18 protein-coding genes are annotated in these 22,075 nt (G+C 52.6%); 13 read left to right on the top strand and 5 right to left on the bottom strand.

What is annotated here, in order from left to right; genetic code table 11:
- Positions 1-159: 159 nt before the first annotated feature.
- Together ompD and SK38_RS05755 are read left to right on the top strand one after the other, a co-directional pair.
- On the top strand, positions 160-1,245 hold the full coding sequence (gene ompD, locus SK38_RS05760; protein WP_048214180.1) for a porin OmpD: 1,086 nt from the start codon (positions 160-162) through the stop codon (positions 1,243-1,245).
- A gap of 83 nt (positions 1,246-1,328) precedes the next feature.
- Entirely contained in the window at positions 1,329-1,769 is a 441-nt protein-coding gene (locus SK38_RS05755) for a GFA family protein (RefSeq protein WP_048235354.1), read from the top strand.
- A gap of 3 nt (positions 1,770-1,772) precedes the next feature.
- Here SK38_RS05755 and SK38_RS05750 read toward each other — a convergent pair whose 3' ends face one another.
- On the bottom strand, positions 1,773-3,257 hold the full coding sequence (locus tag SK38_RS05750; RefSeq protein ID WP_008784803.1) for an MFS transporter: 1,485 nt from the start codon (positions 3,255-3,257) through the stop codon (positions 1,773-1,775).
- A 117-nt stretch (positions 3,258-3,374) separates the two neighbouring features.
- Between SK38_RS05750 and SK38_RS05745 the strand changes: the two genes are divergently transcribed.
- From SK38_RS05745 to SK38_RS05715, 7 genes are all read left to right on the top strand, one after another.
- The gene (locus tag SK38_RS05745) at positions 3,375-3,953 is read left to right on the top strand and encodes a TetR family transcriptional regulator (protein WP_048235353.1); all 579 of its coding nucleotides are present in this window, start codon (positions 3,375-3,377) and stop codon (positions 3,951-3,953) included.
- A gap of 212 nt (positions 3,954-4,165) precedes the next feature.
- Positions 4,166-5,551, top strand: coding sequence for a NarK family nitrate/nitrite MFS transporter (locus tag SK38_RS05740; RefSeq protein ID WP_008784805.1), 1,386 nt, complete (start codon positions 4,166-4,168; stop codon positions 5,549-5,551).
- Positions 5,552-5,647: 96 nt separating this feature from the next.
- On the top strand, positions 5,648-9,388 hold the full coding sequence (locus tag SK38_RS05735) for a nitrate reductase subunit alpha (protein ID WP_008784806.1): 3,741 nt from the start codon (positions 5,648-5,650) through the stop codon (positions 9,386-9,388).
- Positions 9,385-10,929: a nitrate reductase subunit beta gene (gene narH / locus SK38_RS05730; RefSeq protein WP_008784807.1), complete on the top strand. Its 1,545-nt coding sequence runs from the start codon at positions 9,385-9,387 to the stop codon at positions 10,927-10,929. Before SK38_RS05735 ends, narH begins: the two co-directional genes overlap by 4 nt.
- Positions 10,929-11,624 (top strand): nitrate reductase molybdenum cofactor assembly chaperone, encoded by a 696-nt coding sequence (narW, locus tag SK38_RS05725; RefSeq protein ID WP_048235352.1) that lies wholly within the window; start codon positions 10,929-10,931, stop codon positions 11,622-11,624. Before narH ends, narW begins: the two co-directional genes overlap by 1 nt.
- Entirely contained in the window at positions 11,621-12,301 is a 681-nt protein-coding gene (narI, locus tag SK38_RS05720) for a respiratory nitrate reductase subunit gamma (RefSeq protein WP_003833047.1), read from the top strand. Before narW ends, narI begins: the two co-directional genes overlap by 4 nt.
- A gap of 99 nt (positions 12,302-12,400) precedes the next feature.
- Positions 12,401-13,294 carry a PhzF family isomerase gene (locus SK38_RS05715; RefSeq protein WP_048235351.1) on the top strand — a complete coding sequence of 298 codons (894 nt, stop codon included), beginning with the start codon at positions 12,401-12,403 and terminating at the stop codon, positions 13,292-13,294.
- Between the two features lie 58 nt (positions 13,295-13,352).
- On the opposite strand, the gene nhoA is transcribed toward SK38_RS05715, so the two are convergent.
- Positions 13,353-14,198, bottom strand: a complete 846-nt coding sequence (gene nhoA, locus SK38_RS05710) for an N-hydroxyarylamine O-acetyltransferase (RefSeq protein ID WP_048235350.1) — start codon at positions 14,196-14,198, stop codon at positions 13,353-13,355.
- Between the two features lie 157 nt (positions 14,199-14,355).
- Here nhoA and SK38_RS05705 point away from each other — a divergent pair, with 157 nt between their 5' ends.
- The gene (locus tag SK38_RS05705) at positions 14,356-14,928 is read left to right on the top strand and encodes a flavin reductase family protein (protein WP_048235349.1); all 573 of its coding nucleotides are present in this window, start codon (positions 14,356-14,358) and stop codon (positions 14,926-14,928) included.
- A 214-nt stretch (positions 14,929-15,142) separates the two neighbouring features.
- Positions 15,143-17,119, top strand: coding sequence for an alkyl/aryl-sulfatase (locus SK38_RS05700; RefSeq protein WP_048214172.1), 1,977 nt, complete (start codon positions 15,143-15,145; stop codon positions 17,117-17,119).
- A 37-nt stretch (positions 17,120-17,156) separates the two neighbouring features.
- On the opposite strand, the gene pptA is transcribed toward SK38_RS05700, so the two are convergent.
- Both pptA and SK38_RS05690 read right to left on the bottom strand, forming a co-directional pair.
- On the bottom strand, positions 17,157-17,384 hold the full coding sequence (gene pptA, locus SK38_RS05695; RefSeq protein WP_032943490.1) for a tautomerase PptA: 228 nt from the start codon (positions 17,382-17,384) through the stop codon (positions 17,157-17,159).
- Between the two features lie 34 nt (positions 17,385-17,418).
- Positions 17,419-18,423, bottom strand: a complete 1,005-nt coding sequence (locus tag SK38_RS05690; protein ID WP_162623432.1) for a LacI family DNA-binding transcriptional regulator — start codon at positions 18,421-18,423, stop codon at positions 17,419-17,421.
- A 319-nt stretch (positions 18,424-18,742) separates the two neighbouring features.
- Here SK38_RS05690 and SK38_RS05685 point away from each other — a divergent pair, with 319 nt between their 5' ends.
- Both SK38_RS05685 and SK38_RS05680 read left to right on the top strand, forming a co-directional pair.
- On the top strand, positions 18,743-19,939 hold the full coding sequence (locus SK38_RS05685) for an L-talarate/galactarate dehydratase (RefSeq protein WP_032943493.1): 1,197 nt from the start codon (positions 18,743-18,745) through the stop codon (positions 19,937-19,939).
- Positions 19,940-20,013: 74 nt separating this feature from the next.
- Positions 20,014-21,324 carry an MFS transporter gene (locus tag SK38_RS05680; RefSeq protein ID WP_048235347.1) on the top strand — a complete coding sequence of 437 codons (1,311 nt, stop codon included), beginning with the start codon at positions 20,014-20,016 and terminating at the stop codon, positions 21,322-21,324.
- A 69-nt stretch (positions 21,325-21,393) separates the two neighbouring features.
- Here the strand turns inward: SK38_RS05680 and SK38_RS05675 are convergent, their stop codons facing one another.
- The gene (locus SK38_RS05675) at positions 21,394-22,011 is read right to left on the bottom strand and encodes a glutathione S-transferase family protein (protein ID WP_048235346.1); all 618 of its coding nucleotides are present in this window, start codon (positions 22,009-22,011) and stop codon (positions 21,394-21,396) included.
- Positions 22,012-22,075: the final 64 nt, after the last annotated feature.

The raw sequence follows: 22,075 nt of genomic DNA, 5'->3' as shown, positions 1-22,075 counted from the left end.
GATCTGGATCACACAAATTCAAATATTTCGCAATATTATGAAACTTATTATTGAACTTATACCACTGCGTCATTTAAAAATAGTTTGCCATTGACGAACCCCTTCGTTTAGCAATGGTTTAGGAAACACACCAAGAAAAAATTATAAGGATTATTTAGAATGAAACTTAAATTAGTTGCAGTGGCAGTGACTAGCCTGTTGGCGGCAGGTGCGGTAAACGCAGCTGAGGTATATAACAAAGACGCAAACAAACTGGATATCTACGGTAAAGTTCACGCTCAGCATTACTTCTCTGACGACAACGGCAGCGATGGCGACAAAACCTACGCGCGTCTGGGCTTCAAAGGCGAAACTCAGATCAATGACCAGCTGGTTGGTTTTGGTCAGTGGGAATATGAATTCAAAGGTAACCGTACTGAATCCACCGGTGGTTCCAACAGCGACAAAACTCGTCTGGCATTCGCTGGTCTGAAATTCGCTGAATACGGTTCTTTCGACTACGGTCGTAACTACGGCGTAGCATACGACATCGGCGCATGGACCGACGTCCTGCCTGAGTTCGGTGGTGATACCTGGACCCAGACTGACGTATTCATGACTGGCCGTACTACTGGCGTTGCAACCTACCGTAACACCGACTTCTTCGGTCTGGTTGAAGGTCTGAACTTTGCTGCTCAGTACCAGGGCAAAAATGACCGTGACAACCTGAAAGAAGCTAACGGTGACGGCTTCGGTCTGTCTACTACTTATGAGTACGAAGGCTTCGGCGTAGGTGCTACCTATGCGAAATCTGACCGTACCGACAAACAGTCTGTAGGTAACGGCGGTTTCATGGCTTCCGGTAAAAACGCTGAAGTATGGGCTGCTGGTCTGAAATATGATGCGAACAACATCTACCTGGCAACCACCTACTCCGAAACCCGCAACATGACCACCTATGGTGGCTCCGGTGTTACTGGTATTGCAGATAAAGCACAGAACTTTGAAGCTGTTGCTCAGTACCAGTTCGACTTCGGTCTGCGTCCGTCCATCGCTTACCTGAAATCCAAAGGTAAAGACATCAACGGTTACGGCGACCAGGATCTGGTTGAATACGTAGACCTGGGTGCTACCTACTACTTCAACAAAAACATGTCCACCTTCGTTGATTACAAAATCAACCTGCTGGATGACAACAACTTCACCAATGCAGCGAAAGTGTCAACTGACAACATCGTGGCTGTTGGTCTGAACTACCAGTTCTAATTTTGTTGTAGTCTGAATACAAAGCCAGTCCTCCAAGGGCTGGCTTTTTCTCTTAATGTAGACTCGGTCATAAGGAGTATGCCGTGCAGACATTCACTGGTCGTTGTCTTTGCGGACAGAGTCATTTTACCGTTGACGTCGAAATGCTGGATGTCTATGCCTGCCACTGTACGCTGTGTCAGAAATGGTCAGGCGGCATCGCCATGTATCTGGAAGCCAGCGCTCACCCGCGGATGTCGCCAGAATCGGCAGAACCTTCGCACTTTCCTTCTTCAAACCGTGGTGAACGGTTCTTCTGTTCCGGCTGCGGATGCCCACTGTGGTTTACGTTGACGGACAGCGATCGCTACTTTATTCCGTGGACACTTCTGGAACTTAATGAGGTAGATCGCCGCCGCCTGATATTAGCGGCAGAGATCTATACGGAAACGCAACCTGCGTTCTGGAGACTGACGGGGCAATACGCTCGACTGAGTGGGAAAGAAGTCGAAGAGATGGATTACCCCTGTCATTTAGCTCACTAGTTATTAACGTTGTACCTTTGCCAGACTGAACCACATTCCTATCGCTAATATGATAAGCATGCTGCCGGCGCTGCTTAAGGCCACGCTATGTGACCAGGTGAACGCTTCTCTGGCAGCCGTCAGCAATGCCTCACTCAGTGACGACGGGAGCGAGTGCGCCAGTTGTACCGCCTCCCCCATTGACGATGTGGCTCGTTCTACTTCCTGCGGATTCAGTCCGGCTGGCGGCAGAATCGATGCAGAAAAGCTACGGCTCAGCAGTAAGCCAAAGATAGCGATCCCAAGTCCTGCCCCCAGTTCATAAGCCATTGTCTCGATGGCGCCAGCGGCCGCGGCTTTTTCCGCCGGCGCTGCTGCCATGATAGCCGCCGTTGAAGCCAGGAGCGCACTGGCGGCGCTGAAACCGAGCAAAGCCATCAAAATCCAGGCTTGTACCTGTTGGCTACTGAAATCCGTCATCGCCAGGCCGTAAAAACTGACGGCGCTCAGTGCCATGCCCGCCGTTGCCACACAACGTAATCCAAGGCGTGAAACCAACATACCGGCAATCGGTCCGCTGAAACCACTTGCCAGCATCACAGGCAGCATAAACAATCCAGCCTGATATGGTGTTAAACCGTGAACAAACTGTAGTTCCTGAGCCATCAGCAACTCAAAACCCACCAGCGTTATCATCGCGGTCATCGCCATCACTACACCGCTCAAGATAATGCGATGCGTGAACAGACGCATATCAATCATCGGGCGAGCTGCCGCAAGCTGGATACGGACAAACTGCCACAACAGTAAAGCGCCGGTTAACAGCGTCAGGGCGATGGCAACGGTCGCCGTATGCCCTTTCAGCGCGGTTTTAGCGCTGTAAACCAACAGCAGAATGGCAACAATCAGCATTATCGCATGACCAAAATTTAACGATTGATCGCGACGTCCGGCCTGGCGTGGCACTAAGCGTGCGGTTAAGGCCATTACCACCAGGACAATCGGCACATTAATTAAGAATACGGACCCCCAGTAGAAGTGCTCCAGCAGCATCCCGCCAACCAGTGGGCCAAACGCCGCACCGCCGGAACCGACCGCCGCCCAGACGCCGAGCGCCATATTTCGATGCCGTTGCTCAGAGAACGTGGCGCGAATACCCGCCAGCGTTGCCGGAACAATCATCGCCGCGCCAATCGCCAATACCGCACGGGTGGCAATCAGCCAGCTTGCGCTATGAGCAAAAGCGGCCGCCAGCGATGCGAGACCAAATAATCCACCGCCTAACAGCAGCAGACGTTTAAAGCCGATGCGATCCCCCAGCGCCCCCATTGGCAATACCATTCCGGCCATTACCAGGGAATAAATATCAATGATCCACAGCAGCTCGTTACCACTGGCACCCAGCGTCATACTCAGCGTGGGCGCGGCAACGTGCAGCACCGTTGCATCAATCGCAACAGGGATGTAGACCAGCACAATAATGACTAACGTTAACCACTGACGAAACATAAAACTCCCTAACGAAACCAAAACTGGACACATGTCCAGCTTTAGCGATCCTACGGAAAATTGAACATATGTCCAACTTTTTGTTAGACTGCGATCTATACGGGTACAGGAGGAATGATGAGCTATCTAAATCGGGATGAACGTCGGGAAGTAATTCTGCAGGCGGCAATGCGTGTCGCACTTGAAGAAGGATTTTCCGCCATGACGGTTCGACGCATTGCTGCAGAAGCTCACGTCGCGACGGGCCAGGTACATCACCATTTCGCCTCTGCCGGCGAACTCAAATCCCAGGCATTTGTGCGCCTGATCCGCACCCTACTTGATGCCGAACTGGTCAGCGAAGACGCCAGTTTCCGTGAGCGACTGCATGCGATGCTAGGCAGTGAAGATGGTGGTCTGGAACCCTATATTAAGCTATGGCGTGAAGCACAGGTTGTTGCGGGTAAAGATCCGGAAATTAAAAGCGCCTACCTGTTGACCATGCGAATGTGGCACGAAGAAACCGCCAACATCATTATACAAGGACAGAAAGCCGGTGAGTTCTCATCCGCGCCTGATGCCGCCGACGTCGCATGGCGCTTAATCGCATTAGTCTGCGGCCTGGATGGTATGTACATATTAGGTATTGAGGAAATGGCCGATCCTGCATTCGATCGTCACCTTGATCGTATGATAACGCAGGAGTTATTTATTTGATGTAATAGATGGATTAACAATACATCTTTTATGTTTACAATTAGTAACACTTAAGCAACGTGTAATTCTCCCATCACGCCGCGTTATTGCGCTTTTTTATCTATTCTTTCAGTCAATATTCCTAAAACTTTTCAATAGTTTCTAAAAAGAAGCCGCGCGGCGCTGCATGCGTTTATTTCTTTTTCATGAACGGCATGTGCATGGAGAATAATATGTCATCATCAAATGAGAAAAATAATCGTTATCTTTTAACTGACTGGAAACCAGAGAACCCCGGCTTTTGGGAAAATAAAGGCAAGCACATTGCGCGCAGAAACCTCTGGATATCAGTGAGTTGCCTGCTTCTTGCGTTTTGCGTTTGGATGCTGTTCAGTGCCGTAGCCGTCAATCTGAATAAAATTGGTTTTAATTTCACCACCGACCAACTGTTTTTATTAACGGCATTGCCATCTCTTTCTGGTGCAATATTGCGCGTACCCTACTCCTTTATGGTACCTATATTTGGTGGTCGTCGCTGGACCATTTTTAGCACGATTATTCTGGTTATTCCCTGCGTCTGGCTCGGATTTGCCGTGCAAAATACCGCTACTCCGTTTGGAGTATTTATAATCATTGCGCTGATGTGTGGTTTTGCTGGCGCTAACTTTGCCTCCAGCATGGGCAATATCAGCTTTTTCTTCCCCAAAGCGAAGCAAGGTAGCGCATTAGGCGTTAACGGTGGTCTCGGCAACCTCGGCGTCAGCGTGATGCAGTTGATCGCGCCACTGGTGATCTTTCTGCCCATATTTACCTTTTTGGGCGTACAGGGCGTACCGCAAGCTGACGGCTCGTTATTGTCGCTGGCCAATGCAGCATGGATATGGGTGCCGTTACTGCTGATAGCCACCGTGGCAGCGGGCATGGGAATGAACGACATTGCCAGCTCGAAGGCCTCAATTGCCTCCCAGTTACCGGTACTCAAGCGTTTTCATCTGTGGTTATTAAGTCTGCTGTATCTCGCCACCTTCGGTTCATTTATCGGTTTTTCGGCAGGCTTTGCCATGCTGGCGAAAACCCAGTTCCCCGACGTGAATATCCTGCAACTGGCGTTCTTCGGCCCCTTCATCGGCGCGCTTGCACGATCGGCGGGCGGTGTTATCTCTGACAAGTTTGGTGGTGTGCGTGTCACCTTAATTAACTTCATCTTTATGGCACTGTTCAGCGCCCTGCTGTTTCTCACTTTGCCCGGCTCGGGCGAAGGTAGCTTTATCGCGTTTTACCTGGTGTTTATGGGCTTGTTCCTGACCGCGGGCCTGGGCAGCGGTTCAACCTTCCAGATGATTGCGGTGATCTTTCGCAAAATCACAATTTATCGGGTGAAGCTGCATGGTGGCACTGAAGAGCAAGCTCAGCGGGAAGCGGTAACCGATACCGCCGCCGCCCTGGGGTTTATCTCCGCCATTGGCGCTGTGGGGGGCTTCTTCATTCCTAAAGCGTTTGGCTCATCGCTGGCATTGACCGGCTCTCCGGTGGGTGCCATGAAAATATTCCTCGTGTTTTACATCGTCTGCGTGCTGGTGACCTGGTTGGTCTATGGCCGTAAATCACAAAAAAAATAACAAAATGGATACCGCAGGATCGGACATTTAGGTAGGTCGGATCAGGCCTGGAGTTCGATTCACCGTCGGCAATATTATCGAAGCAGGAGTTATGTCATGAGTAAACTGTTAGACCGCTTTCGCTACTTTAAACAAAAGGGCGATACGTTTGCCGAGGGGCACGGGCAAGTGATGCACACCAACCGGGACTGGGAAGACAGCTATCGTCAGCGCTGGCAGTTCGACAAAATTGTGCGTTCTACCCACGGCGTTAACTGTACCGGCTCATGCAGCTGGAAGATCTACGTTAAAAACGGGCTGGTGACCTGGGAAACGCAGCAAACCGACTACCCGCGTACTCGTCCTGACCTGCCAAATCATGAGCCCCGTGGCTGTCCACGCGGCGCCAGCTACTCGTGGTATCTCTATAGCGCTAACCGCCTGAAATATCCCCTGGTGCGTAAACGCTTAATCGAATTGTGGCGCGACGCCCTCTCCCGCCAGCCCGATCCGGTGCTGGCCTGGGAATCCATTATGAACGACCCGCAAAAATGCCAGAGCTACAAGCAGGTACGCGGGCGCGGTGGATTTATCCGTTCGAACTGGAAAGAGCTTAATCAGCTGATTGCTGCCGCCAACGTCTGGACGGTGAAAACCTACGGCCCGGATCGCGTGGTCGGCTTCTCCCCGATCCCGGCGATGTCGATGGTTTCCTATGCCGCCGGCACTCGCTATCTCTCGCTAATCGGCGGAACATGTCTGAGTTTCTATGACTGGTACTGCGACTTACCGCCCGCGTCACCGATGACCTGGGGCGAGCAGACCGACGTTCCTGAATCCGCCGACTGGTATAACTCCAGCTATATCATCGCCTGGGGTTCTAACGTGCCGCAGACTCGTACCCCGGATGCGCACTTTTTCACAGAAGTACGCTACAAAGGCACCAAGACGATTGCCATTACGCCGGATTACTCGGAAGTCGCCAAACTGTGCGATCAGTGGCTGGCACCCAAACAAGGAACAGACAGCGCGCTGGCAATGGCGATGGGCCACGTCATCCTGAAAGAGTTCCACCTCGACAATCCCAGCGATTATTTCCTCAATTACTGTCGTCGCTATACCGACATGCCGATGCTGGTTTTACTGGATGCCCGCGAAGATGGCAGCTACGTGCCTGGACGCATGATGCGTGCTTCAGACCTTGTCGATGGTCTGGGCGAAAGCAACAATCCAGAGTGGAAAACGGTAGCCTTTAACAGCGCTGGCGAACTGGTTGTCCCGAACGGATCTATCGGTTTTCGCTGGGGGGAAAAAGGCAAATGGAACCTGGAACCACTGGCGGCTGGCGCTGAAACTGAACTTTCTCTTTCGCTGCTTGGTCAGCATGATGAAGTGACCGGCGTGGCATTCCCCTATTTTGGCGGCAACGAAAACCCACATTTTCGCAGTGTAAAACAAGAACCGGTGCTGATCCGTCAACTACCGGTAAAACATCTTACCCTCGCTGACGGTAGCCGTTGCCCGGTGGTGAGCGTCTATGATCTGGTGCTGGCGAATTATGGCCTCGATCGTGGTCTGGATGACGTTCATAGCGCGCAAGATTACAGCGAAGTGAAAGCCTACACCCCGGCCTGGGGCGAGCAAATTACCGGTGTGCCACGACGTCATATCGAACAGATCGCCCGTGAGTTTGCCGATACGGCGCACAAAACGCATGGCCGTTCGATGATCATTCTCGGGGCTGGCGTCAACCACTGGTATCACATGGATATGAACTACCGTGGCATGATTAATATCCTGGTGTTCTGTGGCTGTGTGGGACAAAGCGGCGGCGGCTGGGCGCACTATGTGGGTCAGGAGAAACTGCGACCGCAAACCGGTTGGTTGCCGCTGGCCTTTGCGCTGGACTGGAACCGACCACCGCGTCAGATGAACAGCACTTCGTTTTTCTACAACCATTCCAGCCAGTGGCGTTATGAAAAACTTACCGCGCAGGAACTCCTCTCTCCACTGGCCGATGCGTCGAAGTTTAGCGGACATTTGATTGACTTTAACGTGCGGGCTGAAAGGATGGGCTGGCTGCCGTCTGCGCCGCAGCTTAACCTCAACCCTTTGACCGTTAAAGCAAAAGCCGAACAAGCAGGGCTATCTCCTGCGCAATACACCGCACAGGCGCTGAAGTCAGGTGATATTCGTTTTGCCTGCGAACAGCCAGATAACGGCAAAAACCATCCGCGCAACCTCTTCGTCTGGCGCTCTAACCTGCTCGGCTCCTCCGGTAAAGGGCATGAATACATGCTCAAATATTTGCTGGGTACCGAAAGCGGGATCCAGGGGGAAGCGCTCGGTTCAAGCGAGGGTATTAAACCTGAAGAGGTTGAATGGCAGTCGGCGGCGATAGAGGGCAAGCTCGATCTGCTGGTCACGCTCGATTTCCGTATGTCCAGTACCTGTTTGTTCTCCGATATCGTTCTGCCAACCGCGACCTGGTATGAAAAAGACGATATGAATACCTCGGATATGCATCCGTTTATTCACCCGTTGTCTGCGGCGGTCGACCCGGCATGGGAATCGAAGAGCGACTGGGAAATTTATAAAGGCATCGCCAAAGTATTTTCTGAGGTTTGCGTCGGACACCTTGGACAAGAAACGGATGTGGTATTGCAACCGCTGCAACACGACTCTCCGGCAGAGCTGGCGCAGCCGTTTGACATTCAGGACTGGCGCAAAGGCGAATGCGATCTCCTCCCGGGCAAAACGGCACCGAATATCGCCGTTGTGGAGCGTGACTACCCCGCCACCTACGAACGCTTTACTTCACTTGGCCCGCTCATGGACAAACTCGGTAACGGCGGGAAAGGCATTGCGTGGAATACCCAGGCGGAAGTCGATTTCCTCGGCAAGCTGAACTACACCAAGCGCGAAGGCCCGGCAAAAGGACGCCCGCTGATTGACACCGCGCTGGATGCCTCTGAGGTGATCCTCGCCCTGGCACCGGAAACAAACGGTCAGGTGGCGGTGAAAGCCTGGGAAGCGCTGGGGGCGATGACCGGACGCGACCATACGCACCTGGCGTTGAACAAAGAAGACGAAAAGATCCGTTTTCGCGATATCCAGGCGCAGCCGCGCAAAATCATCTCCAGCCCCACCTGGTCCGGGTTGGAAAGTGAACATGTTTCCTATAACGCAGGCTATACCAACGTCCACGAGCTGATCCCATGGCGTACTCTGTCCGGTCGCCAGCAGCTGTATCAGGATCACGCGTGGATGCGAGCGTTCGGTGAAAGTCTGGTGGCGTATCGTCCACCTATCGATACCCGCAGCGTCAGTGAAATGCGCGAGGTTCCGCCTAACGGCTTCCCGGAAAAAGCGCTCAACTTCCTGACGCCGCACCAGAAATGGGGGATCCACTCCACCTATAGCGAAAACCTGCTGATGCTGACGCTGTCGCGCGGCGGACCTATTGTCTGGATCAGCGAGACCGATGCCAAAGAGCTGGGCATTGAGGATAACGACTGGATTGAAGCCTTCAACGCCAACGGTGCGCTCACCGCGCGTGCAGTGGTGAGTCAACGCGTGCCACCGGGAATGACCATGATGTATCACGCTCAGGAGCGAATCATGAATATCCCTGGCTCAGAAGTGACCGGGATGCGCGGCGGGATCCATAACTCGGTGACCCGCGTCTGCCCGAAACCCACGCACATGATAGGTGGCTATGCGCAGCTGGCATACAGCTTCAACTATTACGGTACGGTCGGCTCTAACCGCGATGAGTTCATCATGATTAGAAAAATGAAAAATATTAACTGGCTGGATGATGAAGGTCGCGATCAGGTACAGGAGGCGAAAAAATGAAAATACGCTCACAGGTAGGCATGGTTCTTAATCTGGATAAGTGCATCGGCTGCCACACCTGCTCCGTCACCTGTAAAAACGTCTGGACCGGGCGTGAAGGGATGGAATATGCGTGGTTTAACAACGTCGAGACTAAACCGGGGATTGGCTATCCAAAAAACTGGGAAGATCAGGAAGAGTGGCAAGGCGGCTGGGTTCGCGATGTTAACGGCAAGATAAGACCGCGTCTGGGCGGTAAGATGGGCGTCATCACCAAAATTTTCGCCAACCCGGTAATCCCGCAAATCGATGATTACTATGAGCCGTTTACTTACGATTATCAGCATCTGCATAGCGCGCCGGAAAGCAAGAATCAGCCCACCGCGCGTCCGCGTTCGCTGATCGATGGTAAGCGGATGGACAAGATTATCTGGGGTCCAAACTGGGAAGAACTGCTTGGCGGCGAATTTTCAAAACGTGCCCGCGACCGTAACTTCGAGAAGATGCAAAAAGAGATGTACGGCCAGTTCGAAAACACCTTCATGATGTATTTACCGCGCCTGTGCGAGCACTGCCTGAATCCAAGCTGTGTCGCCACCTGCCCAAGCGGTGCTATCTATAAGCGTGAAGAAGACGGCATTGTGCTGATCGACCAGGACAAATGTCGCGGCTGGCGCTTGTGCATCAGCGGCTGTCCGTACAAAAAAATCTACTTTAACTGGAAGAGCGGTAAGTCAGAGAAGTGCATTTTCTGCTACCCACGTATTGAGTCCGGCCAGCCGACGGTATGTTCGGAAACCTGCGTTGGACGTATTCGTTATCTCGGCGTATTGCTGTACGACGCCGACCGCATCGAAGAAGCGGCCAGCACCGAGCATGAGACCGATCTCTATGAGCGTCAGTGCGATGTATTCCTCAATCCGCACGATCCGGCGGTCATTGAAGAGGCGTTAAAACAAGGTATTCCGCACAACGTCATCGAAGCGGCCCAACGTTCGCCAGTCTACAAAATGGCGATGGACTGGAAGCTAGCGCTGCCGCTGCACCCGGAATATCGCACCCTGCCGATGGTCTGGTATGTACCGCCATTGTCACCGATTCAGTCGGTCGCCGACGCGGGCGGACTGCCGCACAATGGCAACATTTTGCCGGCGGTTGAGTCGCTGCGAATTCCGGTTCAGTACCTCGCCAACATGCTCAGTGCGGGTGATACCGGTCCGGTGCTGCGCGCGCTGAAACGTATGATGGCCATGCGCCACTATATGCGTGCGCAAACAGTGGAAGGCGTGACGGACACCCGCGCGATTGAGGAAGTAGGTTTGACCGTTGAGCAGGTTGAAGAGATGTATCGCTATCTGGCCATCGCCAACTATGAGGACCGCTTTGTGATCCCGACCAGCCACCGTGAAATGGCGCGCGATGCCTTCCCGGAGAAAAACGGCTGCGGATTTACCTTCGGTGACGGCTGCCATGGCTCAGATACCAAATTCAACCTGTTTAACAGTAGCCGTATCGATGCAATCGACATCACCGAAGTGCGCGATAAAGCGGAGGGTGAATAATGCAAATCCTGAAGGTTATCGGCCTGCTGATGGAATATCCCGACGAGCTGCTGTGGGAGTATAAAGACGACGCGCTGGCACTTGTGGCCAGCGATGCCCCCATGCTTACCGAATTTAGCCAGGAATTGCTCAATGCGCCACTGCTGGATAAACAAGCGGAATGGTGCGAAATCTTTGACCGGGGCCGGGCCACCTCTCTGCTGCTGTTTGAGCACGTGCACGCCGAGTCCCGTGACCGGGGTCAGGCGATGGTTGATCTGCTGGCGCAGTATGAAAAGGTCGGGCTACAGCTCGACTGCCGCGAACTACCGGATCACCTGCCGTTGTATCTGGAGTATTTGAGCGTGTTGCCGGAGGACCAGGCCAAAGAAGGACTGCAGAACGTTGCACCGATTCTGGCTCTGTTGGGCGGGCGCTTAAAACAGCGCGATACGCCGTGGTATCAACTGTTTGACGCCCTGCTGCTGCTTGCCGGAAGCCCTCTTTCAAGTGACAGTGTCACTAAGCAGGTTGGTGCTGAAACCCGCGATGATACTCGTCAGGCGCTGGATGCGGTGTGGGAAGAGGAACAGGTGAAGTTTATCGAGGATAACGCCACCGCCTGCGACAGTTCACCGTTACAAAACTATCAACGACGCTTTAGCCAGGACGTTGCGCCGCAGTATGTCGACGTCAGCGCGGGAGGCCCGAAATGATACAGTACCTGAACGTCTTTTTTTACGATATCTACCCGTACCTGTGCGGTACGGTATTTATCCTCGGCAGTTGGCTACGCTATGACTACGGGCAATACACCTGGCGCGCCTCTTCCAGCCAGATGCTGGACAAACGCGGCATGGTGCTGTGGTCAAACCTGTTCCACATCGGCATTCTGGGGATCTTTTTCGGTCACCTGTTCGGCATGCTAACGCCGCACTGGATGTATGCCTGGTTCCTGCCGATTGCGGTGAAACAACAGATGGCGATGATTGCCGGTGGGCTTTGTGGCGTACTGACGCTGGTTGGTGGCGCAGGTTTGCTGGTGCGGCGTCTGACCAACCCGCGCATTCGTGCAACGTCTTCCACCGCTGATATTCTGATCCTTTGCGTTCTGCTGATTCAGTGTATCCTCGGCTTAACCACCATCCCGTTCTCCGCACAGCATCCTGACGGCAGTGAAATGCTGAAACTGGTTGGTTGGGCGCAGTCAGTGGTGACCTTCCAGGGCGGCGCATCTGCACATCTGGATGGCGTGGCGTTGATTTTCCGTGTGCACCTGGTTCTGGGGATGACTATCTTCCTGCTATTCCCGTTCACCCGTCTGGTCCACGTATGGAGTGCGCCGTTTGAGTACTTCACTCGCCGCTATCAGATAGTGCGTTCCCGCCGATAATTGAACTCTGATGCCCGGTAGCGCTTGCGCTTACCGGGCCTGCATCGCTATCCCGCTTTTTGTACGTTATGATGCTTCTCCATTTCAGGGAGAACACTAATGAAACCACAGGTTTACCACGTCGATGCCTTTACCCCGGTCCCTTTTCGCGGCAACTCAGCAGGTGTGGTTTTACATGCTGATGGACTGAGTGACGCGCAGATGCAGCTCATCGCTCGCGAGCTGCGTCATTCAGAAACCGCATTTCTGCTGACCAGTGACGACAGCGATGTTCGCATCCGCTATTTCACCCCGACGGTCGAAGTTCCTATCTGTGGGCATGCTACCGTCGCCGCGCATTACGTGCGGGCCAGGGCGCTGGGTCTGGGTAACTGCACGGTCTGGCAAACCTCGCTGGCCGGATGTCATCGCGTGGATATTGACGCTACCGGGAACGACTATCGCATTAGCCTTGAGCAAGGTGAACCGGGTTTTGAACCTCCGCTGGAGGGCGCTGTTCGTGCCGCGATTATTGATGCGCTGCACCTGAGCGAAGACGATATGCTGGCAGGATTGCCAATTCAGGTTGCCACCACTGGGCATTCGAAAGTGATGATTCCACTGAAGCCCGAGGTGGATCTCGACGCCCTTTCCCCTGATTTACCGGCTTTGACCGCTATCAGCCAGCAAATTGGCTGTAACGGTTTCTTCCCTTTTCAAATCCGCGAGGGCGAAAACGCCACTGATGGCCGCATGTTTTCACCTGCTATTGGTATTGTGGAAGACCCGGTTACCGGCAATGCCAACGGTCCAATGGGCGCGTGGCTGGTCCACCATGGGCTGATGGCGCATGATGGGAAAACGTTACGTGTTCAGGGACATCAGGGCCGTGCGCTCGGGCGCGACGGGATTGTTGATGTGACGGTGACTATCCGTGAAAACCAGCCGGAAAAAGTCATCATTACCGGTTCGGCGGTGATCCTGTTTCACGCAGAATGGGCGATAGATTTTTAATTGTTCCCGAAAGCCGGATAAGGCGATGACGCCGCATCCGGCATTAATTCCGATGCCCCTATTTCCCCGCCTCCGGATGCGTATCAAACGCCGCCATGACCGTCGCCAGCTCATCTTCGGTAAACCCATGCTTCACGTCATCCACACCCAGTCCAAATCGTTCTTGCAACAACGCATACAAACTGGCGACATCAGGCAAATTAATCTGCTCTACCGCATGTCCATCCTGATAATGGGTAAAGTGAAAATTGGTTAACGTTAATTTCCCGCCGTCGGGCAGATGACGGCACATCAGCAGATGATGGCGAAAATGTGATTGCGGCCAGTGTGCGGACCAGAAGTTGCCCATCAGATAATCGCTCTGATGCTGCACGACCAGATCGAAACGATACATTGACTGCCAGTGTTCGTGATGACGGAACTGGAGGATCCAATCTTCACCTTCCTGAATCAGCCGATATTCGCCGTGTGGCGTCTTCTGCTCAGTGTTAGCCTGCAGACGAATCGGCGCCGTCAGCGTTTGTCCGCCGAAACCAACGTCGGCGATCCACTGCTCTCCCTGCAATTCAACCAGCAACAGACGATGCGTGCGCGGCGGCAGGCTTGACGGATTTGCCAGTACCACGCGACCGAGAAGGCTACGTACGTTAAAACCGATTTCGCGTAGCGCGCGTTCAAACACGCCGTTCTGTTCAAAGCAATAACCGCCACGACGCGCCGTTACCAGCTTCTCTTCCAGCGACAAATCGTCAAGCTGCATCTCTCTTGGCAGTAATACATCCAGGTTTTCAAATGGAATTGCGCTGTTGTGCAGTAGATGTAGCGCTTGCAAGGTTTCAAGGTTGACGTTGGCCGAACCTGACCAGCCAATACGGGCAAAATAAGCGGTTAAAAAAGGCGTCATAAGGAGTTCCTGTTCGATTAATGCAGTACTTATAACGTATTTTTCGTTTTACGCTGTCGATTTTGTGCGTTGTTAATTCCTGTGAGGCGACAAAATCGCTAATACCGTTAATATCTATGTTTATTGTGGTGTGTTATCTCTCAGCCAAGGAGCATCCATGAGCCATTTTCGTCCGATCGAATTAAAACATGCCAGCCGGCTACTCAATCATGGCCCAACGATATTGATAACCAGCCGGGATGAGCATACCGAGCGGCGAAATGTGATGGCTGCGGCATGGTCAATGCCCGTGGAATTCGAGCCGCCGCGGGTAGCAATTGTTGTTGATAAGACCGCCTGGTCGCGGGATCTCATTGAACGTAGCGGTAAATTCGGCATCGTTATTCCGGGTATCGCCGCCGTCAACTGGACCTGGGCCGTAGGCAGCGTTTCCGGTCGCGTGGAAGATAAATTCAACTGTTACGGCATTCCCGTGGTGCAAGGACCCGTGCTAGGTTTACCGCTGATAGAATCGAAATGCCTGGCCTGGATGGAGTGTCGCCTGTTGCCAGCCACGGCGGCACAGGAAAAGTATGACACCCTGTTTGGGGAAGTGGTCTCTGCCGCCGCTGATGAGCGAGCCTTCGTGGAAGGACGCTGGCAGTTTGATGATGGCAAGCTCAATACTCTGCATCACCTTGGGGCCGGAACATTTGTCTCCAGCGGGAAAATTATTACTGCTGGTGAATGATAGTATGCTAACGGATGGCGGCTCTGCTCTGTCATCCGCAACTTTTTTCTTAAAACTTCTGGAAAACCAGTTAGATAAGTTACTCGCCCTTCCTTGCTGAATTATTTATGTGAATTATAGTTAATCTTGCACTAACGCAAATACCTAATCAAAACGCTATCCGTCAAAGCAGCATCCCCCAACTGTACTTTTGAAGTGTCAGAGAGGTTTTACGATGCAACTTAATAGAATCGCACAAAGTTTTATACTTGCTGGGTTACTCACATCGTTTTCTGTTCCCCTTATGGCGGCTGAAGCCCCCAAAGACGCTACAGCCGCCACGCAACAAGCCAACAACGCGCTTTACAATCAACTGCCCTTCTCCGATAACACTGACTTTACCGACGCCCACAAAGGCTTTATCGCTCCACTCCCGCAGGAAGTGATCAAAGGCGAACAGGGAAATGTTATCTGGAATCCGCAGCAGTACGCGTTTATCAAAGAAGGCGATAAAGCCCCGGATACGGTAAACCCGAGCCTGTGGCGTCAGTCTCAGTTGATCAACATCAGCGGGCTGTTTGAAGTAACGGATGGCGTTTACCAGATTCGTAACCTCGATCTGTCAAACATGACCATTATTGAAGGTAAAGAAGGCATCACCGTTGTTGACCCGCTGGTCTCGGCAGAAACGGCCAAAGTCGGGATGGATCTTTACTTTAAAAACCGCGGTCAAAAACCGGTTGTCGCGGTAATTTATACCCACAGCCACGTTGACCATTACGGCGGCGTACGCGGTGTTGTCGATGAAGCCGACGTGAAAGCAGGCAAAGTGAAAGTTTATGCGCCAGCCGGCTTTATGGAAGCCGCGGTCGCTGAGAATATCATGGCCGGTAACGTCATGAGCCGCCGCGCGAGCTACATGTACGGCAACCTACTCAAACCTGATGCCAAAGGCCAGGTCGGCGCGGGACTGGGAACCACGACCTCCGCGGGAACCGTTACCCTGATTGCGCCAACAAATATCATTGAGAAAGATGGACAAAAAGAGGTCATCGATGGCCTGACCTATGACTTCATGCTGGCTCCGGGTTCCGAAGCACCATCGGAAATGCTGTGGTACATCGAAGAGAAGAAACTGATTGAATCCGCAGAAGATGTTACCCACACCCTGCACAACACCTACTCCCTGCGCGGAGCCAAAATTCGTGAGCCGCTGCCGTGGTCCAAATACATCAACGAAGCGATTGTGCGCTGGGGTGATAAAGCCGAAGTGCTGATGGCGCAGCACCACTGGCCAACCTGGGGTAATGACAAGGTGGTCAGCCTGCTGAAAAGTCAGCGCGATCTGTATCGTTATATCAACGACCAGACGCTACGCATGGCTAACGAAGGTCTGACCCGCGATGAAATCGCTGCCAACTTTAAACTGCCGGACTCACTGGCACATACCTGGGCTAACCGCGGTTACTATGGCTCCGTGAGCCATGACGTTAAAGCGACCTATGTGCTCTATCTCGGCTGGTTTGACGGCAACCCGGCAACGCTGGATGAGCTGCCGCCGGAAGAGTCTGCGAAGAAATTTGTCGACTACATGGGTGGTGCGGACGCCATTTTGCAGAAAGCAAAAGCCGACTATGACCAGGGCAACTACCGCTGGGTGGCACAGGTGGTAAGCAAAGTCGTGTTTGCCGATCCAAATAACCAGGCCGCACGTAATCTGGAAGCAGATGCGCTTGAGCAACTGGGTTATCAGGCTGAATCCGGCCCGTGGCGTAACTTCTACCTGACCGGCGCGCAAGAGCTGCGTAACGGCGTGGTCAAAGGCCCAACCCCGAATACCGCCAGCCCGGATACCGTTCGTGCTATGACGCCGGAAATGTTCTTCGATTATCTGGCAGTGCATATTAACGGACAAAAAGCGGGTGATGCGAAGTCGGTGTTTAACATCGATCTTGGCAGTGATGGCGGTAAATATAAGCTTGAGCTAGAGAATGGCGTCCTGAACCATACCGCCAATGCCGAAGCGAAAGATGCCGATGCTACGATCACGCTTAATCGCGATACGCTGAACAAAATCATCCTCAAGGAAGTGACGCTGAAACAGGCACAAGACAGCGGTGACGTGAAGATAACCGGTGACGGCGCCAAGCTTGATGCCATGCTCGGCTATATGGATAAATTCGAATTCTGGTTCAACATCGTTACGCCATAAGCACAACGAAAACGGGCGGAAATCCGCCCGTTTTTTCTTACATACTGTAGCCAGGTTTTTTAATTAATCTCGCCATCTGCGGCACAATTTCCTTATCCCACACGGCCTGCCACGCCTCTGGCTCAACTTCATTGAGCGCCACGCTGACTGAACTGTCTTTGCTTTGCAAATGACGAATAATAACCTCGGTAATATCCGCCGCCAGGGCGGTTTTCTGTTCGTCGGTAAGAGAGCGAGGAAAACATTTAATATCAACGTGCGGCATAGCAGATTCCTTATTGTTTTGGGTTGCAGGTAACTTATGCGGACTCTCGTTCTACCAGATGAAAACCGACATCAATAATATCGTCTTCACGCGGAATTTGTTCGATACGATCGGCAAGCAGTGAGGCAGCACGTTGCCCGATGGCCCGTCTGTCGACGCTGACGGTGGTGATGGCGGGCCGATTGCTGGCAGCAAAATCCAGATCGCCAAAACCGATTACCGCCAACTCTTGCGGCACGCGTATACCGCGACTTTCGGCCTCCATGATCGCCCCCTGGGCTAGCGTATCTGAGCTACAGACAATGACATCAAACTCGCGCTCCGCCAATAGCTGCGTTAATCCAGTGCGTCCCAATGCCAGAGAGGCCGGTAGCGGGACGTCCACCTGTGCGTCAGCCGCAATACCATGACGACTCAACGCATCGCACAGTCCTTGTTTACGCTGGCCTGCCCGGCGATCGGCAGTCCATAACAACCCCGGACGTCGATAGCCTTTATTCAGCAGATAGTCTGCCACCGCTTGCCCGACCTTTTCATGCGAAAAACCGACCAGCATATCGATGGGTGTTGGGGTTAAATCCCAGATTTCCACGACCGGGATGGCCGCATTAAGAATCACTTTTTTCAGCTCAGCGGTATGATGAATACCGGTGAGTACTACACCATCCGGGCGACGAGAAAGCAGCGTCGCCACCAGCTCCGCCTCTGTTTGCGGCGTATAACCCGACACGCAGAGCAAAATGTGGTATCCGCGTTCTGCCAGTTCATCACTTAATGACTGGATGGTATCGACAAACATATTGTTGTTAATTTGCGGAATAACCACGGCGATAAGCTTGCTGCGACGCGACGCCAGTCCCCCAGCCAGTGCGTTGGGAATATAGCCGGTGGCGCGCACCGCCTGCATCACTTTTTCAACCGTTTTCGGGCGCACCAGCTGCGGGGTATTCAACGCCCTGCTCACCGTCATGGGTGACAATCCCGCGGTACGGGCAACATCTTCCAGCGTGGGAGCGCGCGGTGGTTTGGGATTTTTCACTGTCGATGCCCTTGTCAAAAATCGCTGATTTATCCTGGCATTATTCATCATGATTTTGGCTATTGCCAGCGTTGCTCAGTGATAACGCAGGGAAAACAGCAGCTTAGTTAATTATCGCTACTCAAAATGATAGCGCAATCACAATGATTTGTGCATTTCTCCATAAAGTACTGGAATGTGACGTCGTTTATAATTTACCACCCTTCTCTCTCTGAATTTGTGAGCAATTGTTCAAATCGCAGTCAATTCGCTGGCACAGTGATTGCGCTAACATTAAAAATGATAGCGCAATCATTTGTTATCACCAGGAGAGAACAATATGTCTTTAAGTGCCAATTCCGATGCCGTGACCTATGCCAAATCGGCTAACGCTAAAACCGCAGCAGAAACCGGTGACCGTATTGAATGGGTAAAACTGTCTCTGGCTTTCCTTCCTCTGGCAACACCCGTGAGCGATGCCAAAGTGCTCACCGGTCGCCAGAAACCGCTAACTGAAGTCGCCATAATCATCGCCGAGATCCGCAGCCGCGACGGGTTTGAAGGCGTGGGATTTAGTTACTCCAAGCGGGCTGGCGGCCAGGGAATCTATGCGCATGCCAAAGAAATTGCCGATAACCTGTTAGGCGAAGATCCAAACGATATTGACAAGATCTACACCAAGCTGCTGTGGGCTGGCGCTTCCGTGGGGCGCAGCGGCATGGCGGTACAAGCCATCTCCCCTATCGATATCGCATTATGGGATATGAAAGCCAAGCGTGCAGGATTGCCGCTGGCAAAACTGCTTGGCGCGCATCGGGACTCCGTGCAGTGCTACAACACCTCCGGCGGATTCCTGCATACGCCGCTGGATCAGGTGCTAAAAAACGTGGTTATTTCCCGTGAAAACGGCATTGGTGGTATCAAACTCAAGGTTGGTCAGCCAAACTGCGCCGAGGATATTCGCCGCTTAACCGCGGTGCGTGAAGCGCTGGGGGATGACTTCCCGCTAATGGTCGATGCCAATCAGCAGTGGGATCGGGAAACCGCCATCCGTATGGGACGTAAAATGGAGCAGTTTAATCTAATCTGGATTGAAGAGCCGCTGGACGCCTACGATGTTGAAGGCCACGCCCAACTGGCCGCCGCGCTTGATACCCCGATTGCCACCGGTGAAATGCTGACCAGCTTCCGCGAACATGAACAGCTGATCCTCGGCAATGCCAGCGATTTTGTGCAGCCCGATGCACCGCGTGTGGGAGGGATTTCACCGTTCCTGAAAATTATGGACCTGGCGGCTAAACATGGTCGCAAGTTGGCTCCACACTTCGCTATGGAAGTTCACCTGCATCTGTCCGCCGCTTATCCGCTTGAGCCATGGCTGGAGCATTTTGAATGGCTGAACCCGTTATTTAACGAACAACTTGAGCTGCGCGATGGCCGGATGTGGGTTTCCGATCGTCACGGTCTGGGCTTCAGCATCAGCGAGCAGGCGCGCCGCTGGACGCAATTAACCTGCGAGTTTGGCAAACGTCCTTAATTAATTTGGCGGGTAAGCAATACCCGCCATCCTCCCCTACAAAAACGCTCTCAACCTTATGAAAGGAGTGGGTGATGAACACAATAATAAAGCGTACAAAAGTGCGTTACGGCATTCTGATATTTCTGTTTCTTGCGACCGTATTTAATTACGCTGATCGCGCGACGTTATCCGTCGTGGCGCCGATTATGAGCAAAGAATTAGGTTTTGATCCTGAAGCAATGGGGCTGGCCTTTTCTGCCTTCGGTATTTCTTATGTCATTATGCAACTACCCGGCGGCTGGCTGCTGGATCGCTATGGCTCGCGTCTGGTATACGGCTGCGCACTGATTGGTTGGTCGCTGGTGACTATGTTTCAGGGCACCATTTATCTGTACGCCAGCCCGCTTGTCGTATTGATTATCTTACGATTACTGATGGGTGCGATTGAAGCTCCGGCCTTTCCGGCCAATAGCCGATTAAGCGTGCAGTGGTTTCCTAATAACGAACGGGGCTTTGTTACCTCTGTCTATCAGGCCGCGCAATATATCTCGTTAGGGATTATTACGCCGCTAATGACGATTATTTTGCATAATCTCAGTTGGCACTTTGTGTTTTATTACATTGGGGCAATAGGCGTTATTCTTGGCATCTTCTGGTTGGTCAAAGTCAGAGACCCTATGCATCATCCAAAGGTGAACCAGCAGGAAATTGACTATATTCGGGAAGGCGGTGGTGAACCGTCGCTGGGTAATAAAAAAGAACCACAGAAGATTACCTTTGCGCAAATTAAAAGCGTCTGCGTCAACCGCATGATGATTGGCGTATATATCGGACAGTTCTGCGTGACGTCAATCACCTGGTTTTTCCTGACCTGGTTTCCTACCTATCTGTATCAGGCTAAAGGCATGTCGATCCTTAAAGTAGGATTTGTCGCCAGTATCCCTGCCATTGCCGGTTTTATCGGTGGATTGTTGGGCGGCGTTTTCTCCGACTGGCTTTTAAAACGCGGCTACAGCCTGACAATTGCCCGTAAGCTGCCGGTTATCTGTGGGATGTTGCTTTCCTGCGTCATCGTTATCGCGAATTACACATCGTCAGAATTTGTGGTTATCGCCGCGATGAGTCTGGCGTTCTTCGCCAAAGGCTTTGGCAATCTGGGATGGTGCGTTCTCAGCGATACCTCACCAAAAGAAGTGCTTGGCATTGCAGGAGGCGTATTCAATATGTGCGGCAATATGGCCAGTATCATCACACCACTGGTGATCGGCGTCATTCTGGCGAATACCCAGTCCTTTGATTACGCCATCCTGTATGTCGGCTCGATGGGGCTGATCGGCCTGGTTTCCTATCTGTTTATCGTGGGTCCGTTGGATCGTATTACGCTCACCCCTTCTATTGCGTAATTTAAAACTTATGGCGATAGTTCGTCCGCTGTTCCGGGATTTGCACTCCTGCGGAACAGCGTTTTTTACTCAAATAATCTTATTGCTTTTCAGTACGGTACGCAGCCTCGGATGCTGACAAACCGCATCGGCGATGGCGCTAATATTCGGTGTGTTGTCCTGAAACCAGTCATGCCCTGGTCCCCAGGTGCGCATAACGGCAATGTAAATGTCCAGCAGTGTTAGCTGATCCCCGAATGCGTACGGCTCGGCGCTTAGCTGGTTGTTCAGCCACATATAGAGGGATTTACGGTACTCAATACAGTTCTTTTTCAACTGCGCCGGGGCGTCCGGTACCCATCGGTCAGGATAATCGGCATAGGTAAACGTGGGATAGACATTTGCCACCAACCATATCAGCAGACGCTGAAACTGCTGGCGTTCGGCATGTCCAACGGGGGGTGAAAGTTCAGGGCGACGATCGAGGATCATCAGCGCGATCGCCGCCGTTTCCGTCATCACGCTGCCATTTTCCAGTACCATCGTGGGCACCTGGCATAGCGGATTCATTGTTTTAAGCAACTCCCGCGAAGGACCATCGCTGTCAAAACCGTCCACATCAATAAAGCTGTAAGGGATCTCCGCCAGTGTGAGCATCACTTCACTGATGGCCGATCCCCAGCCCGGTACCCCATAGACCTTAATCATGCTGCAACCCCCAACGTTAAAACACTAAGTGTAGAGCAGCATTCGGCAACCTATGCAGACATGA

The organism is Citrobacter sp. MGH110, assembly GCF_001037515.1.
In the GTDB taxonomy this organism is placed as follows: Bacteria; Pseudomonadota; Gammaproteobacteria; order Enterobacterales; family Enterobacteriaceae; genus Citrobacter; species Citrobacter portucalensis.
This window is presented reverse-complemented; position numbering and strand designations above follow the sequence as displayed.

Bases quoted from the DNA above. Each gene is read 5' to 3' on its own strand.
- ompD (WP_048214180.1), top strand. From the start codon at position 160: ATGAAACTTAAATTAGTTGCAGTGGCAGTGACTAGCCTGTTGGCGGCA.
- SK38_RS05750 (WP_008784803.1), bottom strand. From the start codon at position 3,257: ATGTTTCGTCAGTGGTTAACGTTAGTCATTATTGTGCTGGTCTACATC.
- SK38_RS05745 (WP_048235353.1), top strand. From the start codon at position 3,375: ATGAGCTATCTAAATCGGGATGAACGTCGGGAAGTAATTCTGCAGGCG.
- SK38_RS05740 (WP_008784805.1), top strand. From the start codon at position 4,166: ATGTCATCATCAAATGAGAAAAATAATCGTTATCTTTTAACTGACTGG.
- SK38_RS05735 (WP_008784806.1), top strand. From the start codon at position 5,648: ATGAGTAAACTGTTAGACCGCTTTCGCTACTTTAAACAAAAGGGCGAT.
- narH (WP_008784807.1), top strand. From the start codon at position 9,385: ATGAAAATACGCTCACAGGTAGGCATGGTTCTTAATCTGGATAAGTGC.
- narW (WP_048235352.1), top strand. From the start codon at position 10,929: ATGCAAATCCTGAAGGTTATCGGCCTGCTGATGGAATATCCCGACGAG.
- narI (WP_003833047.1), top strand. From the start codon at position 11,621: ATGATACAGTACCTGAACGTCTTTTTTTACGATATCTACCCGTACCTG.
- SK38_RS05715 (WP_048235351.1), top strand. From the start codon at position 12,401: ATGAAACCACAGGTTTACCACGTCGATGCCTTTACCCCGGTCCCTTTT.
- nhoA (WP_048235350.1), bottom strand. From the start codon at position 14,198: ATGACGCCTTTTTTAACCGCTTATTTTGCCCGTATTGGCTGGTCAGGT.
- SK38_RS05705 (WP_048235349.1), top strand. From the start codon at position 14,356: ATGAGCCATTTTCGTCCGATCGAATTAAAACATGCCAGCCGGCTACTC.
- SK38_RS05700 (WP_048214172.1), top strand. From the start codon at position 15,143: ATGCAACTTAATAGAATCGCACAAAGTTTTATACTTGCTGGGTTACTC.
- pptA (WP_032943490.1), bottom strand. From the start codon at position 17,384: ATGCCGCACGTTGATATTAAATGTTTTCCTCGCTCTCTTACCGACGAA.
- SK38_RS05685 (WP_032943493.1), top strand. From the start codon at position 18,743: ATGTCTTTAAGTGCCAATTCCGATGCCGTGACCTATGCCAAATCGGCT.
- SK38_RS05680 (WP_048235347.1), top strand. From the start codon at position 20,014: ATGAACACAATAATAAAGCGTACAAAAGTGCGTTACGGCATTCTGATA.
- SK38_RS05675 (WP_048235346.1), bottom strand. From the start codon at position 22,011: ATGATTAAGGTCTATGGGGTACCGGGCTGGGGATCGGCCATCAGTGAA.